Raw genomic sequence first — 15,270 nt, 5'->3', positions numbered from 1 at the left:
CGTGGGCCCTCCCTCTCTTCGGGGCCGTCCAGGGTTCCGCCCGGGACGACATGGGGAAGATTGGTCCAGACCTCCTTGGGGGCACAACGAGAACCTCACATTCCGGGACTTATTGGCTGATACCAGAGCTATTGGCTGAAATCCTCTCGCCCGCTCCCGACGCCCGGCCGGTCCCCGTCGTCCCGCAGCAGGAACACCGCGACGAGCGCGAACACGAACATCCCGACCGTGGCCACCGCCGCCACCAGCGGCCACAGCCCGTTCTGCGCCGCCACCGCCTCGTCCACCCCGCCGGACGCCAGGATGGTCGTCGGGTCGGTGAGGGCATGCAGCACGATCGCCGTCCAGAGCGTGCCGGTGACCCGCATGGCCAGATACATGCAGACGCCGTACGCGAACGCGTACAGGACGGTGACCAGGACCGTGCTCGGCGCCATCCCGGACACCAGGTTGACCAGGTGCATCAGGGCGAACAGCAGCGCGGACACCACCATCACGTACCGCTCGCGGTGTCCGGCGCCGCGCAGCATCTGGACCGTCAGACCCCGGGTGGCCAGCTCCTCGGCCAGGCCGACGCAGAGGCCGAGCAGGGCGAGGGACGCGATCTGCTGCGGGCGCCAGTCGCTCCAGTCGACGGCGGCGGTGTGCGCCACGATCGCCACGACCACCAGCGCGGGGCCCACCCACATCCAGGGGCGGGTGCTGAGCCGCCGCCGGCCGAAGACCCGGCCGGTCCAGTGCAGCGCAGCGGTCAGGCCGAACAGGGTGACCGCGCCGACCGCGACGGGCAGCACCAGACCGAAGACGATGCTCGCGCCGGTCGCCAGGACGTCGTCACGGTCGATCCGGTCGCCGAAGAGGGCGTCGACCAGTCGGCCGACCAGCAGGTAGTACCCGAGGTAGCCGAGGATCAGCAGGACCGCCCGACCGGTGGACGGGCGGCCGAAGAACCTGTCGAGCGCCCCGCGCGGGCCTCCCGGTCCGTTCCCGGTGCTCCGTGTCATCGCGTCTCCCCCGCCTCGTCCATGTTCATGACAGTGCGCACTAATCGGACAATTAGAGCACAGCGCCGGTGGCGGCAACCTCGTGATCTGCGGGATCGATTCAGCGGACTCGTTCGAGTGACGAAAGGGAAACCACGGAGCGGATCGGGGCAGGCTCGTCGGCGTAACAACTGCCGCTCCCTTGGAGGACGTTCATGCCCCGCTTCGCCGCCGCCGCCCTCGGTGCCTTCGCCCTGATCGGCGTACTGGCCGCTCCCGCCGCTGCCATCCCGGACCCGCTGACCACCGTCGACTGCGCCGTGCAGGAGGTCACCGGACTGGTCTCGCTCACCGGTCTCGGTGTGCCCGCCGAGGTACCGGCGATGGCCTGTCTGGCGCCCTGAGGGACCCGGCTCCGGGGGCCGGAGCTGGTCTCGCCATCACGGCGGGGCCGGCTCCGGCCTCCGGCCCGTTTCCGGGGCCCCGCACCTCGGAGCCCGTCAGTCCTTCTTCGCCCGGCTCGGCTGCACCCGCTTCGGCTCGCCCGGCATCTTCGGGTACTCGGGCGGATACGGCAGATCGCCGAGACCGTGGTCGCGTTCGTCCCGCGCGGCCAGGTCCAGCAGCGCCTCCAGCGAGTAGCGGTGGTCGTCCATGTCGGCGTGGACGTCTCCGAGTGCGGCGAACCGGGCGGGCATGGTCGCCAGATCGAAGTCACGGGGATGCGCCTCGCCGACCTCCTCCCAGCGCAGCGGCGCCGAGACGGGGGCGTGCGGACGGGGGCGTACCGAGTAGGCGGAGGCGATCGTGCGGTCGCGGGCCGTCTGGTTGTAGTCCACGAAGATGCGCTCGCCGCGCTCCTCCTTCCACCACTTGATGGTGACCCGGTCCGGCATCCGGCGCTCCAGTTCGCGGCCGACGGCGATGGCGGCGCGGCGCACCTGGGTGAAGGTCCAGCGCGGTTCGATGGGCACGAAGACATGCAGTCCGCGTCCGCCGGAGGTCTTGGGGAAGCCGCGCAGACCGCCGAACTCGTCCAGCACGGCCCGGAGTTCATGGGCGGCGCGGACCGCGTCGTCGAAGTCGGTGCCGGGCTGCGGGTCCAGGTCGACGCGGAGTTCGTCGGGGTGGTCGACGTCCGCGCGCCGCACCGGCCAGGGATGGAAGGTGAGCGTGCCGAACTGGGCGGCCCAGACCACAGCCGCCGCCTCGGTCGGGCACATCTCGTCGGCGCTGCGTCCGCTGGGGAAGGTGATGTGGGCGGTGGGAATCCAGTCGGGCATGTTCTTCGGCGCCCGCTTCTGGAAGAACGACTCGCCGGTGACACCGTCGGGATAGCGCTCCAGCGTGGTGGGGCGGTCGCGCAGGGCGCGCAGGATGCCGGGGCCGACGGCGATGTAGTAGCGCGCGAGGTCCAGCTTGGTGAAACCGCGCTCCGGGAAGAACACCTTGCCGGGGCTGGACAGCCGTACGGTCCGGCCGGCCACGTCGAGCTGTACCGCTTCACCCATGCGAGCCACGGTAGGCGCACCGCCCATACCCCGCATATCGGGCGGATCGCCAGGTGCGGGCGGAGAATCTGAGGCATGGATCTGCCGGTGATACCGCCCGTGAAGCCGATGCTCGCCAAGTCCGTGGCGAAGATCCCGCCGGATATGCAGTACGAGGCGAAGTGGGACGGCTTCCGGGCGATCGTGTTCCGCGACGGCGCCGAGGTGGAGGTCGGCAGCCGGACCGGCAAGCCGCTGACCAGGTACTTCCCCGAGCTGGTGGCGGCGCTGCGGGAACGGGTGCCGGCGCGGTGCGTGCTGGACGGCGAGATCGTCATCGCGCGCGGCGGACGGCTGGACTTCGACGCGCTGACCGAGCGCATCCATCCGGCGGACTCCCGGGTACGGCAGCTCGCCGAGCGCACCCCGGCGTCGTTCGTGGCGTTCGACCTGCTGGCGCTCCAGGACGAGTCACTGCTCGACGTGCCCCTCACCGACCGGCGGGCGCTGCTGGTCAGGGCGCTGTCCGGGGTCACCGCCCCGGTGCATCTGGCCCCGGCGACCACGGACACCGCGCTGGCCGCGCGCTGGTTCGAGCAGTACGAGGGGGCCGGGCTCGACGGGGTGATCGCCAAGCCGCCGAACCTGCCGTACCGGCCGGGCGAGCGGGCCATGTTCAAGATCAAGCATGAGCGCACGGCGGACGTGGTGGTGGCGGGGTACCGGCTGCACAAGAGCGGACCGGTGGTCGGCTCGCTGCTGCTGGGGCTCTACGACGACCGGGGCACGCTCCAGCACGTCGGAGTGTCCGCCGCGTTCTCGATGAAGCGGCGCGAGGAGCTGATCGGGGAGCTGGAGCCGCTGCGGATGACGGACGCGGCCGGGCATCCGTGGGCGGCCTGGGCGGACGAGGCGGCGCACGAGGCGGCGCGGCTGCCGGGGGCGCCGAGCCGGTGGTCCGGCAAGAAGGACCTGTCCTGGGTGCCGCTGCGGCCGGAACGGGTGGCGGAGGTGGCCTACGACCATATGGAGAACGGGGCGCGCTTCCGGCACACGGCCCCGTTCCGCCGCTGGCGCCCTGACCGGACGCCGGAGAGCTGTACGTATGCGCAGTTGGAGGAGCCGGTGCGGTATGACCTGGCGGAGATTCTGGGGTCGGGGGGCTGACGGGCCCTCCGGTTGCCGCGCCGCCCCACCGGGGGTAGGGCGCCGGCCCCTCCTGGGCGCGCCGCTCCTCTTGGGCGTGCCGCTCCTCATGGGCGTGCCGCCCCGGACGCCGGTGGGCGACAGCCCCCGCGCCGCGCCTCACGCGCCTCCCGCGCCCCCCGCCCCTCACGCCCCTCCCGCTGCTCCGATCGGCCGATCCCGCCGTCCGGTCCCCGGTGATTCTTCGCGTTCCTTGCGAACGCCCCGAAGGGGGGCGGGTACAGCACCGACCAACCGATAAGCACACAATGAGGACACGAGCGGGCGGGTGGCGACGGTGAGCATCACAGACAGGACGAGCGACCCGGACGGGGCGGACATCGCGGGCGCGAGGGGCAAGGGCGCCGCTGCCGCCGGGGCGGACAGGACGGGCGACACGGCCGGGGCGGGCCTGACGCGTGGCGGGGGCGCCGCACTCCCCGCGTCGCCGGGCCCCCGGACGCGCCGCGCCGCGCGCACCGCCGCGCTGCTGGTGGTCGCCGCGGCCATGGCGCTGACCGCGAGCTGCACCGGCGGCGGCAGCGGTCGGGGCGACGACGGACGCGCCCCGGTGACCCCGCCCCCGGCCGTCTCCGAGAGCCCCCGCACGCCCACCGGCCCGGTGCTCGCCGTGAAGATCGACAATGTGCCGCAGGCCCGCCCGCAGACCGGTCTCGACGCGGCGGACATCGTCTACGTCGAGCAGGTCGAGGGCGGCCTCAGCCGTCTGATGGCGGTCTACGCGACCCGGCTGCCGGAGTCCGTGGGGCCGGTGCGCAGCGCCCGGGAGAGCGATCTGGAGCTGCTGCGCCAGTTCGACGAGCCGCTGTTCGCGTTCTCCGGCGCGCAGGGCAGGCTGCTGCCGGTGATCGACGGGGCGCCGGTGCGCGCGGAGACCCCGGAGACCGCCGCCGACGCGTACACCCGCTCCTCCGACCGGGCCACCCCGCACAATCTCTATCTGCGTCCGGACCGCCTGCTGTCCGCCCCGCCCGGCGCCGCCGCGCTGACCACGGGCTTCACCTACGGTCCGGCCCCGCGTGAGGGCGGCACCGCCGTGGACTCCCGGACCGTGCGCTACCCCGCCGCCACGTACACGTTCACCTGGTCGCCGGAGGAACACCGCTGGCTGGTCGCCATGGACGGCCGGGAGGCGGTCACCACGGACGCCGGTGCCGTCGCCCCGGCCACGGTCGTCGTCCAGCACGTCACCGTCCGGCCGTCGGTCTTCCACGACTCCAACGGCAACTACACCCCGTACACCGAGACGGTCGGTTCGGGGACGGCCGAGGTGCTGCGGGACGGGAAGGCGTACGAGGCGAAGTGGGAGCGGCCGGAGGGCGCCGACGGCACCCGGTTCACCACCGGCGACGGCAAGCCGCTGAACTTCGCGGACGGTCAGGTGTGGGTGGTGTTCGCCGAGCGGTGAGACATGCCCGGGGGGCGGCTCAGGAGGGGCGGCCGACCAGGGGTTCCTCCGGGTTGCGCAGCCCCTCCGCCGCGTCCGCGACCCGGCGGATCAGGTCGAGGAACACGGTGCGCTCGCCGGGGTCCAGCGGGGCCAGGAAGACCTGGTTCATCCGGGCGGTGCGCACCACCAGACGGCGGTGGACGCGGGCGCCGTCCTCGGTGAGGCGCAGCAGGAAGCGGCGGCCGTCCTGGGGGTCGCGCACCTTGTCCAGCAGGTCCCGGCGGCCGAGCCGGGAGATCACCTCGGCGATGGTCGACCGGTCGAGCCCGACCCGCTCCCCCACGGTCCGCTGGTCGAGACCTGGCTCCTCGGCGAGCGCGTTGAGGACGGCGAACTGCGGTGAGGTGATCTCCTCCGAGACCATGGTGTTCCACAGCAGGTAGTGCGCCTGCTGGAGGCGCCGGGCGAGGTGCCCGGGGTGGGTGGAGAGGTCCACCGCGGCCATGTGCGCTCCCCTGGTCCGATTGATCCGATCGGTCTGATGTCACAGCCGGGCTGTGACATCAGACGTGATGAATTTCGTTGGTGCACTGAACGATACCCCGGTACCCGTCCCACCGTCTGCGGCGGAACCGCCCTGCCTCACCCCGGATATACCAGCTCTTGACGCTAGCGCCGTCCCGGTGGCAGCGTGAAAGGAAGCTCGGCGAAACAATCAGTGCCCTGACTAATTGCCTGACCGGCTCAGGGGTCGGGGCGCCGGACAGAGAGGGCTTCGGGGATGGACAAGGTGGTCGCCTCGGCCGCCGCCGCGCTGGCCGACGTGCCGGACGGCGCGTCGCTCGCGGTGGGCGGATTCGGGCTCAGCGGGGTGCCGAACGTACTGATCCAGGCGCTGTACGAGCGCGGTACGGGCGGGCTGTCGGTGGTGTCGAACAACTGCGGCGCGATGGAGTCCGGTCTCGCCGTGCTGCTCGCGGCCGGGCGGATCGCCCGGGTCACGGGGTCGTACATCGGCGCCAACAAGGAGTTCGCCCGGCAGTACCTCGCCGGGGAGCTGGAGGTGGAGTTGATCCCGCAGGGCACCCTCGCGGAGCGGCTGCGCGCCGGGGGCGCCGGGATTCCCGCCTTCTACACCCCGGCCGGCGTCGGCACCCAGGTCGCCGAGGGCGGACTGCCCTGGCGGTACGACGGGTCGGGCGGGGTGGCGCTGGCCTCCCCGGCGAAGGAGGTCCGGGAGTTCGACGGCGTCGAGTACGTCCTGGAGCGCGGTATCCGCACCGACTTCGCGCTGGTCCGGGCGGCCCGGGGCGACCGGCACGGGAACCTCGTCTTCAACAGGTCGGCCCGGAACTTCAATCCGCTCGCCGCGATGGCCGGGAGGGTCACGATCGCGGAGGTGGAGGAGCTGGTGGAGCCCGGCGCGATCGATCCGGACGCGGTGCATCTGCCCGGCGTCTTCGTGCGCCGGGTGGTGGCGCTGACCCCGGAGCAGGCGGCGGACAAGCGGATCGAGCAGCGGACGGTGAGCAGCTGATGGCCTGGACCCGGCAGGAGATGGCCGCGCGGGCCGCGCGCGAACTGGCCGACGGACAGTACGTCAATCTGGGCATCGGGCTGCCGACGCTGATCCCGAATCACCTCCCGGCAGGCGTGGAGGTCGTCCTGGAGTCGGAGAACGGGATCCTGGGCACCGGACCGTACCCGGCGGACGACGAGGTCGACCCGGATCTGATCAACGCGGGCAAGGAGACGGTGACCGTCCTGCCCGGGGCGTCCTTCTTCGACTCGGCGCTGTCCTTCTCGATGATCCGCGGCGGGCACATCGATGTCGCCGTGCTGGGCGCGATGCAGGTCTCCGCGGGCGGCGACCTGGCGAACTGGGCGGTCCCGGGGAAGCTGATCACCGGGATCGGCGGGGCGATGGACCTGGTGCACGGGGCACGGACGGTGATCGTCGTGATGACCCACACCGCGAAGGACGGCTCCCCGAAGATCCTGGAGAACTGCACGCTGCCGCTCACCGGCCGGGCGTGTGTGGACCGGATCGTCACCGATCTCGGCGTCCTGGACGTCACCGCCGATGGACTGCTCCTGGTGGAGACCGCGCCCGGGGTCACCGCCGACGAGATCACCGCCAGGACCGCCGCCAAGGTGCGGACCGCGACCGCCGCCACGGCCGCCCCGGTCCCCCCGGCCGCCACCGAGGAGGCGCGGTCATGAGGGACGTCTACATCGTCGACGCCGTCCGCACCCCCATCGGCCGCTACAACGGCGCCCTCGCCTCCGTCCGCCCGGACGACCTGGCCGCGCACGCCGTCCGTGAACTCCTCGCCCGCACCCCGGACCTGGACCCGGCCCGGATCGAGGACGTCTACCTCGGCAACGCCAACGGCGCCGGTGAGGAGAACCGCAACGTCGGCCGCATGGCCGCGCTGCTCGCCGGACTGCCCGTCACCGTCCCCGGCGTGACCGTGAACCGGCTGTGCGCGTCCGGTCTGGAAGCGGTGATCCAGGCGGCCCGCGCCATCGCCGCCGGGGACGCCTCGATCGCCGTCGCGGGCGGGGTCGAGTCGATGACCCGCGCCCCGTACGTGCTGCCCAAGTCGGAGCAGCCGTTCCCGGCGGTCCACGCCGAGCTGTACTCGACCACGCTCGGCTGGCGGATGACCAACCCCAAGATGGACCCGCGGTGGACCGTCCCGCTGGGCGAGTCCGCCGAACTCATCGCCGACAAGCACGCGATCGGCCGCGACCAGCAGGACGAGTTCGCGCTCGGCAGCCACCGCAAGGCCGCGGCGGCGCGGGAGGCGGGGCTGTTCGACGGCGAGATCGTGCCCGTCACGATTCCCCGGCGCAAGGGGGACCCGGTCGTCGTCGCGGCCGACGAATCGGTCCGCGCCGACGCCTCCCTCGCCGCGATGGCGAAGCTCAAGCCGTCCTTCCGGCCGGAGCACGGGACCGTCACGCCCGGCAACGCGTCCCCGCTCAACGACGGGGCCGCCGCCCTGCTGCTCGCCGACGAGGCGGGGCTGAGGGCCACCGGGCGGGAGCCGCTGGCCCGGGTGGGCGCGACCGGGGTGTCCGCGATCGAGCCGCACCACTTCGGGCTCGCGCCCGTCGAGGCGGTCCGGCGGGCGCTGCGCAAGGCGGGGCGGGACTTCGCCGACCTTTCCGTGCTGGAGCTGAACGAGGCGTTCGCCGCGCAGGTCCTCGGCTGTGTCGCCGAGTGGCCGGAGCTGGACCCGGCGGTGCTCAATCCGCAGGGCGGTGCCCTCGCCCTCGGTCATCCGCTCGGCGCGTCCGGTGCCCGGCTCGCCGGGACCGTCGCGCATCAGCTCGCCCGGCGCGGCTCCGGCACCGGGGTCGCCACCCTCTGCATCGGCGTCGGCCAGGGCCTCGCCCTCGTCCTCGAACGCTAGGAGCCGCCCCCATGAACCTCCCCACCCAGCACACCATCGACCAGGAGATCGCGGCCCGGCGCGCCGCGTACGAGAAGGGGCTCGCGGACGGCGCGCCCGTGGAGCACCAGCCGCGTCGCGACTACGGCCCGTACCGCTCCTCGACGCTGCGCCATCCCCGGCAGCCGCTGGTGGCGATCGACCTGGGCCAGGACCCGGAGGCGGTGGAGCTGGCCTCCCCGGCGTTCGGGGAGCGGGACATCACCGAGAGCGACAGCGATCTGACGGTCCAGCACAGCGGGGAGCCGATCGGGGAGCGGATCACCGTCTCCGGGCGGCTGCTGGACCGCGCCGGGCGTCCGGTGCGCGGCCAGCTCATCGAGATCTGGCAGGCGAACGCGGCGGGCCGGTACGCGCACCAGCGGGAGAAGCACGACGCCCCGCTCGACCCGCACTTCACCGGCGTCGGCCGCACCCTCACCGACGCGGACGGCGGCTACAGGTTCACCACCATCCAGCCCGGCCCCTACCCCTGGCGCAACCACGACAACGCCTGGCGCCCGGCACACATCCACTTCTCCTTCTTCGGCACGGCGTTCACCCAGCGGCTGGTGACCCAGATGTACTTCCCGGCCGACCCGCTCTTCCCGTACGACCCGATCATCCAGTCCGTCACGGACGACGCGGCCCGCGCGCGGCTGGTCGCGACCTACGACCACGGCCTGTCGGTGCCGGAGTTCTCCATGGGCTACCACTGGGACATCGTGCTGGACGGCCCGCACGCCACCTGGATCGAAGAAGGGCGCTGAGCAGCATGACGAGGATCGACACCGGCCGCCCGGACCAGGTGCTGCCGACGCCGTCGCACACGATCGGCCCGTTCTACGGGTACGCGCTGCCGTTCACCGGCGGCCCGGAGATCGCCCCGCTGGGGCATCCCGCCACCGTCACCGTGCACGGGTATGTGACGGACGGCGAGGGGCAGCCGCTGCCCGACGCCCTCGTGGAGATCTGGGGCCCGGACCCGGACGGAACCATGCCCCGCACCGACGGTTCGATCCGGCGGGACGCGGCCTCGGGCGGCTACGCGGGGCGCAACGGGGTGGAGTTCACCGGCTGGGGCCGGGTCGCGACGGACACCGACGGCCACTGGTACGTACGGACGCTGCGGCCGGGGGCGCGCGGGAGCAGCGCCCCGTATCTGAGTGTGTGCGTGTTCGCGCGCGGGCTGCTGGTGCATCTGTTCACCCGGATCTACCTCCCCGGCGACGACAGCGCCCTGGCCGCCGATCCGCTGCTGGCCGCGCTGCCCGCGACGCGCCGTCGGACGCTGATCGCCCGTCCGGAGCCGTCGGGCGCCTACCGTTTCGACATCCGCCTTCAGGGCGAGGGCGAGACGGTCTTCCTGGAGTTCCGGTGACAACAGCGGCATCCCCCGACGGCACGCCCCCCGACGGCACCCGACCCGACGGCCCGGCGTCCGGCGCCGGTCTGCTCGCGCCGGGCTGGACCGGCTCCCCCGCCGCCACGACGACCGGTGACACCGCCTACCTCCAGGCCCTGCTGGACGCGGAGGCGGCCCTCACCCGCGCGCAGGCCGCCCTCGGGCTGGCCCCGGCAGAGGCGGCGACGGCCGTCACCGCAGCCGCCGACGCGGCCCGCTTCGACCCGGCGTCCCTCGCGCACCGCGCCCGTGGCGGCGGGAACCCGGTGATCCCGCTGGTGGCCGAGCTGACGGCGGCGGTCGGCCCGGAGCACGGGCCGTATGTCCACCGGGGGGCGACCAGCCAGGACATCCTGGACTCGGCGGCCATGCTGGTCGCGGTCCGCACCCTCGGCCCGGTCCTCGCCGACCTCGACCGCAGCGCGGCGGCGCTGGCCCGGCTCGCCGCCACGCACCGGGACACCGCGCTGCCCGCCCGTACCCTCACCCAGCACGCGGTGCCGACCACGTTCGGGCTGAAGGCGGCCGGGTGGCGGTCGCTGGTGCTGGACGCCCGGGACCGGCTGACGGCCGTCCGGGACGCGCTGCCCGCGCAGCTCGGCGGCGCGGCGGGCACACTGGCCGCGTTCGGCGCGTACGGCGCCGCCGATCCGGTCGCGCTTCCGGCCGCGTACGCCCGGGAACTGGGGCTGCGGGCACCCGAGCTGCCCTGGCACACGCTGCGGACGCCGGTCGCCGATCTGGCGGGGGCGCTGGCCTTCACGGCAGGGGCGCTGGGCAAGCTCGGCGTGGATGTGCTGACCCTGTCCAGGACCGAGATCGCGGAGGTCACGGAGGGCGGGGGCGGCGGCTCCTCGGCGATGCCGCACAAGTCCAACCCGGTCCGGTCCACGCTGATCGTGGCGGCGGCGCGGCGGGCGCCGCAGCTGGCGGCCACGCTGTACGGGTCGCTGGTCGCGGAGGACGAGCGGCCCGCCGGGGCGTGGCACGCCGAGTGGGAGCCGCTGCGCGACCTGCTGCGGCTGACCGGCGGGGCGGCCCGGGACGCGGCGGAGCTGACGGCGGGCCTGCGGGTGCGGGCGGACGCCATGCGGGCGCATCTGGCGCTGACGGGTGGGGCGATCGTCTCCGAGCGGCTGTCGGCGGAACTCTCCGCGACGCTGGGCCGGGCGGCGGCCAAGGAGCTGCTGACCCGGCTGGCGGCCGAGGGGCGTCCGCTGGCCGAGGCGCCGGAGCTCGCGGACGCCGATCTCGACCCCGCCCACTACACCGGCTCCGCGGGAGCCCTCACCGACCGAGCACTGGAGCGACGTTGACGGCTCTTCTCCACCACCGTACGGAAGGGTCGGCTGCCGCTCCCCCGCTGCTGCTGGGGCCCTCGCTGGGCACCTCGTACGCCCTGTGGGACGCGGTCGCGCCCGAGCTGTCGATCACCCACCGGGTGGTCCGCTGGGATCTGCCGGGGCACGGCGGCTCGGCGCCGGAGCTGATCCGGGCCGGGGCGACGGTCGGCGACCTGGCGGACCTGGTGCTGGCGCTCGCGGACGCGCTGGACGTCGAACGGTTCGCGTACGCCGGGGTGTCGCTGGGCGGCGCGGTCGGACTGCATCTGGCGGTGCACCACCCGGAGCGGCTGGTGTCCCTCGCCGGGATCTGCACCTCGGCGCACTTCAACGGGGCGAAGGGCTGGCGGGAACGGGCGGCGCTGGTGCGGGCGGAGGGGCTCGGGGCGCTCGCGGACGGCGCGGACGCGCGCTGGTTCGCGGACGGCTTCACCGTGCCCCGGCTGGTCCAGGACCACCGGGAGGCCGACCCGGAGGCGTACGCGGCCTGCTGTGACGCGCTCGCCGCGTTCGATCTACGGGACCGGCTCGGCGGGATCGCCGTGCCGACGCTGCTGATCGCCGGGCGGCGGGACCCGGCGACCCCGCCCGCGCATCTGCGGGAGATCGCGGACGCGGTGCCGGGCGCGGCCCTCGTGGAGCTGCCGGGCGCCTCCCATCTGGCGCCCGCGCAGTGCCCCGAGGCGGTGCTGACCGCACTGCGCACCCAACTGGACGGTCCGGCCCGGCGGGGCATGGCGGTCCGCCGGGAGGTGCTCGGTGACGCCCATGTGGACCGGGCGCAGGCCCGGCAGACCCCGTTCACGGCCCGCTTCCAGGACTTCATCTCCCGCTACGCCTGGGGCGAGATCTGGACCGATCCGACGCTCACCCGCCGGGAGCGCAGCATGATCACCCTGACCGCGCTGGTCGCCCACGGCCACTACGACGAGCTGGCCATGCATGTACGGGCGGCGCGGCGGGGTGGTCTGACGCCGGAGGAGATCGGCGCGGTGCTGCTCCAGACGGCGGTGTACTGCGGAGTTCCGGCGGCGAACTCGGCGTTCGCGACGGCACAGCGGGTGCTGGCGGAGGAGGCGGGGGGTGGAGAGCCGGGGGGTGGGGAGCCCGGCGGTGGGGATCTGGATGGCGGGGAGCCGGGGAGCGAGGAGCCCGACGGTGGGGAGCCGGGCCGGGCCGACTGACCTGGCCATCCGTCAGCGGGACGCCCGACGCCTCACCGGGCCGCCCGGCCGCCGACCCCATCCCGGCTCACTCTGCGACTCACTCCCGGGTCACTCCAGGCTCACCAGCGGCGCGCCCCCGCTCACCAGGTGAAGCCGCCGCCCGCCCGCTCCACCCCGTGCAGCGCCGCCTCCGCCCGCTGCACCAGGCCGTCCGCGCCGCACGAGCGGGCCAGGGTCAGTCCGCGGTCGAGTTCCGGCGCGGAGCGGGTGGCGATGCCGAGTTCGATCCGGGCCGCGGCGTGTTCGAACTGGCACGGCGAGGACTCCAGGTAGGTCACCGCCTGGGCGGCGAGCCGGACCTTGCGCTGGCCGGTCTCCAGGGCGGCGGCACAGCGCAGGGCCTCGCCGATCGCGGTGTCCGTGCCGAAGCGTTCGGCCTGGCCGCGGGCGTCGGCGGCGAGCCGGGCGGCACGGTCCGGGTCCTCGGCGGCGACGGCCAGCGCGAGATCCACGGTCCACGGCGCGAGCACCGGGTTGTGGCCGCCGCGAGCCGCTGCCGCCTTCTCGGCCGCTTCGAGTTCGCTCACCCCGTCCTCGGTGCGGCCGACGGCCAGCAGCAGCCGGCCGCGTACGGTGCGCGGGTCGGGCAGCACGATCGTGGAGGGATAGGGCGGGGTGAAGCCGTACTGCTCGGCGACGTTCCACGCCTCCTCGACATGGCCGCGGGCGAGCAGCGTGTCGACCAGTCCGCACGTCGCCGACCAGTGCAGGGGCAGTCGCCGTCCGACCCGCTCGGCGAGCCGGAGCGATTCGCGCAGCACCTCCTCGGCGTCGCGGAGCCGTCCGCGTCTGCGGTGCGCCATGCCGAGGAAGGCGTGCGCGAGCGAGAGATGACCACCGCTCCAGCCCGCCGTGGTGTAGGCGCGCAGCGCCTCGGTGAACAGGCTCTCGGCGCGGTCGAGCCGGTCGGCGTAGGCATAGCTGCTGCCGAGCATCATCAGCAGTTCGATGCCCCACTCGGTGTCGGTCCAGCCGAGTCCGGGCGCGAGCCGTTCGTTGACGAGGGCGCGGTCGCAGTACTCGACGACCTCCTCGGCGCTCTCGCCGTGGGTCATGGCGTCGAAGGCGCGCAGGATGAGCAGCGCGCGTTCGGAGTTGTCCCGGCCGGTGCAGGTGCGGGCGAGGGCGGCGAGCCGTTCGGAGCGGCCGGGCGTGGCGATCTCGCCGTAGATGCCCTCCCACATGTACTGGACGGCCTGCAACCGCATCCGGGCCGGTCCCTCGGAGTGCCGGGCGGCCTCCGCCTCGACCGTGCGGACGGCCTGGTCGAGCTGGTCGTTGTGGAGCAGTGCCTGGGAGAGGCGGACGACGGCGTCGACGCGTTCGCCGCCGTCGAGGCCGGGTGTGGCCAGCGCGTTCTGGAGGTGGTCGATGGTGGTGGCGGGCGCGGTGAGCAGGGTGGCGCAGCCGAGTTCGAACAGCACCTGGGCGTGGACCTGCTGCCGGGGCGGTTCCCGGAGCGCGCGTTCCAGACAGCGGCGGGCGGCGTCCGGGGCGCCCACGGCGAGGTGTTCGCGGGCGGCCTCACGCAGCTGTTCGACGATCTCGGCGTCGTCCTCGGGGTGGATGGGCAGCAGATGCCGGGAGGCCGCGGCGGCGCCGAGCCCGGACGCGAGGACGAGTCCGGCCGCTATGCCGTGCATCGCGGTGCGCAGTGCCTCGGGGATGGACTGGTAGACGGCGGAGGCGATCAGCGGGTGTACGAACTCCAGGTCGCCGCCGCCCACGGTGGCGTTGGCCGGGTCGGGCGCGGTGAGGATGCGGGCGCCGCGCAGCAGCTCGGCGCAGCGCACCGCCTCCGTGCGGTCCACGCTGATCAGCTGGGCGACCAGGTCGACGGTGATGCCGTTGCCGAGGATCGCGGCGGCCCAGGCGAACCGGGTGGCGTTGATGCCGAGTTCGCTGAGCCGGTCGGCGAGGCCGCCGCCGCGGGCGGTGCGGTTGAGGCCACGGAGTTCGTCGGCGGAGGACTCGACGGGCTCCATCTCGCTGTCCTGGACCTTGGCGAGCAGTTCCACCGTCTCGTACGGATTGCCCGCGGTGACCGCCCAGACCTGGCGGCAGAACGGTCCGTCGGCGTGCTGTCCGACGGTGGCGCGGGTGAGGGCGGCGGTGGCGTCCGGGGTGAGGGCGCTGAGCTGGGAGTCGCGGTCGCTGAGGGCGGCGAGCCGGTCGAGGTGGCGGGCGCGGGCGCCGCCGACGTCGCCGGGTCTGCGGGCGATCACGACGAGGACGGAGAGGTCGTCGAGGCGTTCGGCGAACGCGGCGAGCCAGCGCAGCGACTCCTGGTCGGCCCAGTGCGCGTCGTCGACCATCAGCACCAGTGGCCACTCCCGCTCGGCGAGCCGCCGTACCGCGACGACCAGGCCGTCGCAGACGCCCTGCGGGTCGGGCTGGACCTCGCCGGGTTCCGCTATGCCGAGGGCGGGTCCGGCCGCGTCGAACCAGTCGCCGAGGTAGGCGCGGGCCTCGTCGGGGTGCATGGGGATCAGCGCGGGCTGGAGCAGTTGGCGCACCACGTTGTACGGGACGGCGCGCAGGGTCTCGCCGCCACGGGCGGACCAGACGGTACAGCCGAGGGACTCGGCGATCCTGCGGGTCTGGGTGAGCAGCGCGGTCTTGCCGAATCCGGCGTCGCCGCGCAGCATCAGCAGTCCGCCCGAGGAGGAGCCCTCGGCCCGCACGCTCTCCACGGCCTGCCGGAGGGCGGCGACTTCCTCGTCCCGCTCCCACAGCGGAGCCGCCGGGGGCCGTTCCTCCGTCATCCCGCTACCTCCCCAGTCGCCC

Annotated in this window: 14 protein-coding genes; 10 read left to right on the top strand and 4 right to left on the bottom strand. The window is 73.9% G+C overall.

Translation table 11 applies throughout. The annotated features are described in order from the left end of the window. Nucleotides 1–128: 128 nt before the first annotated feature. The gene (locus AB0D49_RS05615; protein ID WP_362751197.1) at nucleotides 129–1,004 is read right to left on the bottom strand and encodes a CPBP family intramembrane glutamic endopeptidase; all 876 of its coding nucleotides are present in this window, start codon (nucleotides 1,002–1,004) and stop codon (nucleotides 129–131) included. A 194-nt stretch (nucleotides 1,005–1,198) separates the two neighbouring features. On the opposite strand from AB0D49_RS05615, the gene AB0D49_RS05610 reads away from it, so the two are divergent. Then, nucleotides 1,199–1,387: a hypothetical protein gene (locus tag AB0D49_RS05610; protein ID WP_362751194.1), complete on the top strand. Its 189-nt coding sequence runs from the start codon at nucleotides 1,199–1,201 to the stop codon at nucleotides 1,385–1,387. A gap of 96 nt (nucleotides 1,388–1,483) precedes the next feature. Here the strand turns inward: AB0D49_RS05610 and ligD are convergent, their stop codons facing one another. Continuing rightward, nucleotides 1,484–2,494, bottom strand: coding sequence for a non-homologous end-joining DNA ligase (gene ligD / locus AB0D49_RS05605; RefSeq protein ID WP_362751191.1), 1,011 nt, complete (start codon nucleotides 2,492–2,494; stop codon nucleotides 1,484–1,486). A gap of 75 nt (nucleotides 2,495–2,569) precedes the next feature. Here ligD and AB0D49_RS05600 point away from each other — a divergent pair, with 75 nt between their 5' ends. Continuing rightward, complete coding sequence (locus AB0D49_RS05600) at nucleotides 2,570–3,640, top strand: ATP-dependent DNA ligase (RefSeq protein WP_362751188.1); 1,071 nt, start codon at nucleotides 2,570–2,572, stop codon at nucleotides 3,638–3,640. A 526-nt stretch (nucleotides 3,641–4,166) separates the two neighbouring features. After that, a complete protein-coding gene (locus AB0D49_RS05595) occupies nucleotides 4,167–5,087 on the top strand; it encodes a DUF3048 domain-containing protein (RefSeq protein WP_362752073.1) in 921 nt (306 codons plus the stop codon). Nucleotides 5,088–5,106: 19 nt separating this feature from the next. Here the strand turns inward: AB0D49_RS05595 and AB0D49_RS05590 are convergent, their stop codons facing one another. Further along, nucleotides 5,107–5,574, bottom strand: a complete 468-nt coding sequence (locus AB0D49_RS05590; protein ID WP_362751185.1) for a MarR family transcriptional regulator — start codon at nucleotides 5,572–5,574, stop codon at nucleotides 5,107–5,109. A 276-nt stretch (nucleotides 5,575–5,850) separates the two neighbouring features. Between AB0D49_RS05590 and AB0D49_RS05585 the strand changes: the two genes are divergently transcribed. The 7 genes from AB0D49_RS05585 to pcaD all read left to right on the top strand — a co-directional run bounded on the left by AB0D49_RS05585 (nucleotide 5,851) and on the right by pcaD (nucleotide 12,441). Further along, a complete protein-coding gene (locus AB0D49_RS05585; RefSeq protein ID WP_362751182.1) occupies nucleotides 5,851–6,606 on the top strand; it encodes a CoA transferase subunit A in 756 nt (251 codons plus the stop codon). Then, nucleotides 6,606–7,292, top strand: coding sequence for a CoA transferase subunit B (locus tag AB0D49_RS05580; RefSeq protein ID WP_362751179.1), 687 nt, complete (start codon nucleotides 6,606–6,608; stop codon nucleotides 7,290–7,292). Before AB0D49_RS05585 ends, AB0D49_RS05580 begins: the two co-directional genes overlap by 1 nt. Continuing rightward, nucleotides 7,289–8,491, top strand: coding sequence for an acetyl-CoA C-acyltransferase (locus AB0D49_RS05575; protein WP_362751176.1), 1,203 nt, complete (start codon nucleotides 7,289–7,291; stop codon nucleotides 8,489–8,491). The genes AB0D49_RS05580 and AB0D49_RS05575 overlap by 4 nt, the downstream gene beginning before the upstream one ends. A gap of 11 nt (nucleotides 8,492–8,502) precedes the next feature. Further along, nucleotides 8,503–9,279 carry a protocatechuate 3,4-dioxygenase subunit beta gene (gene pcaH / locus AB0D49_RS05570; protein WP_362751167.1) on the top strand — a complete coding sequence of 259 codons (777 nt, stop codon included), beginning with the start codon at nucleotides 8,503–8,505 and terminating at the stop codon, nucleotides 9,277–9,279. A 5-nt stretch (nucleotides 9,280–9,284) separates the two neighbouring features. Beyond that, nucleotides 9,285–9,890, top strand: coding sequence for a protocatechuate 3,4-dioxygenase subunit alpha (pcaG, locus tag AB0D49_RS05565; protein WP_362751165.1), 606 nt, complete (start codon nucleotides 9,285–9,287; stop codon nucleotides 9,888–9,890). A 71-nt stretch (nucleotides 9,891–9,961) separates the two neighbouring features. After that, nucleotides 9,962–11,230: a 3-carboxy-cis,cis-muconate cycloisomerase gene (gene pcaB / locus AB0D49_RS05560; RefSeq protein WP_362752070.1), complete on the top strand. Its 1,269-nt coding sequence runs from the start codon at nucleotides 9,962–9,964 to the stop codon at nucleotides 11,228–11,230. Then, the gene (gene pcaD, locus AB0D49_RS05555; RefSeq protein WP_362751162.1) at nucleotides 11,227–12,441 is read left to right on the top strand and encodes a 3-oxoadipate enol-lactonase; all 1,215 of its coding nucleotides are present in this window, start codon (nucleotides 11,227–11,229) and stop codon (nucleotides 12,439–12,441) included. The genes pcaB and pcaD overlap by 4 nt, the downstream gene beginning before the upstream one ends. Nucleotides 12,442–12,563: 122 nt before the next feature. Here pcaD and AB0D49_RS05550 read toward each other — a convergent pair whose 3' ends face one another. Continuing rightward, entirely contained in the window at nucleotides 12,564–15,248 is a 2,685-nt protein-coding gene (locus AB0D49_RS05550) for an AAA family ATPase (RefSeq protein ID WP_362751159.1), read from the bottom strand. Between the last annotated feature and the right edge of the window lie 22 nt (nucleotides 15,249–15,270).

Origin of the sequence: Streptomyces sp. NPDC048290 (genome assembly GCF_040652095.1) — a bacterium.
Lineage (GTDB): Bacteria > Actinomycetota > Actinomycetes > Streptomycetales > Streptomycetaceae > Streptomyces.
This window is presented reverse-complemented; position numbering and strand designations above follow the sequence as displayed.

What these genes read in the sequence shown, in the direction of transcription:
- AB0D49_RS05615 (WP_362751197.1), bottom strand. Translation starts at nt 1,004, where the DNA reads ATGACACGGAGCACCGGGAACGGACCGGGAGGCCCGCGCGGGGCGCTC.
- AB0D49_RS05610 (WP_362751194.1), top strand. Translation starts at nt 1,199, where the DNA reads ATGCCCCGCTTCGCCGCCGCCGCCCTCGGTGCCTTCGCCCTGATCGGC.
- ligD (WP_362751191.1), bottom strand. Translation starts at nt 2,494, where the DNA reads ATGGGTGAAGCGGTACAGCTCGACGTGGCCGGCCGGACCGTACGGCTG.
- AB0D49_RS05600 (WP_362751188.1), top strand. Translation starts at nt 2,570, where the DNA reads ATGGATCTGCCGGTGATACCGCCCGTGAAGCCGATGCTCGCCAAGTCC.
- AB0D49_RS05595 (WP_362752073.1), top strand. Translation starts at nt 4,167, where the DNA reads ATGGCGCTGACCGCGAGCTGCACCGGCGGCGGCAGCGGTCGGGGCGAC.
- AB0D49_RS05590 (WP_362751185.1), bottom strand. Translation starts at nt 5,574, where the DNA reads ATGGCCGCGGTGGACCTCTCCACCCACCCCGGGCACCTCGCCCGGCGC.
- AB0D49_RS05585 (WP_362751182.1), top strand. Translation starts at nt 5,851, where the DNA reads ATGGACAAGGTGGTCGCCTCGGCCGCCGCCGCGCTGGCCGACGTGCCG.
- AB0D49_RS05580 (WP_362751179.1), top strand. Translation starts at nt 6,606, where the DNA reads ATGGCCTGGACCCGGCAGGAGATGGCCGCGCGGGCCGCGCGCGAACTG.
- AB0D49_RS05575 (WP_362751176.1), top strand. Translation starts at nt 7,289, where the DNA reads ATGAGGGACGTCTACATCGTCGACGCCGTCCGCACCCCCATCGGCCGC.
- pcaH (WP_362751167.1), top strand. Translation starts at nt 8,503, where the DNA reads ATGAACCTCCCCACCCAGCACACCATCGACCAGGAGATCGCGGCCCGG.
- pcaG (WP_362751165.1), top strand. Translation starts at nt 9,285, where the DNA reads ATGACGAGGATCGACACCGGCCGCCCGGACCAGGTGCTGCCGACGCCG.
- AB0D49_RS05550 (WP_362751159.1), bottom strand. Translation starts at nt 15,248, where the DNA reads ATGACGGAGGAACGGCCCCCGGCGGCTCCGCTGTGGGAGCGGGACGAG.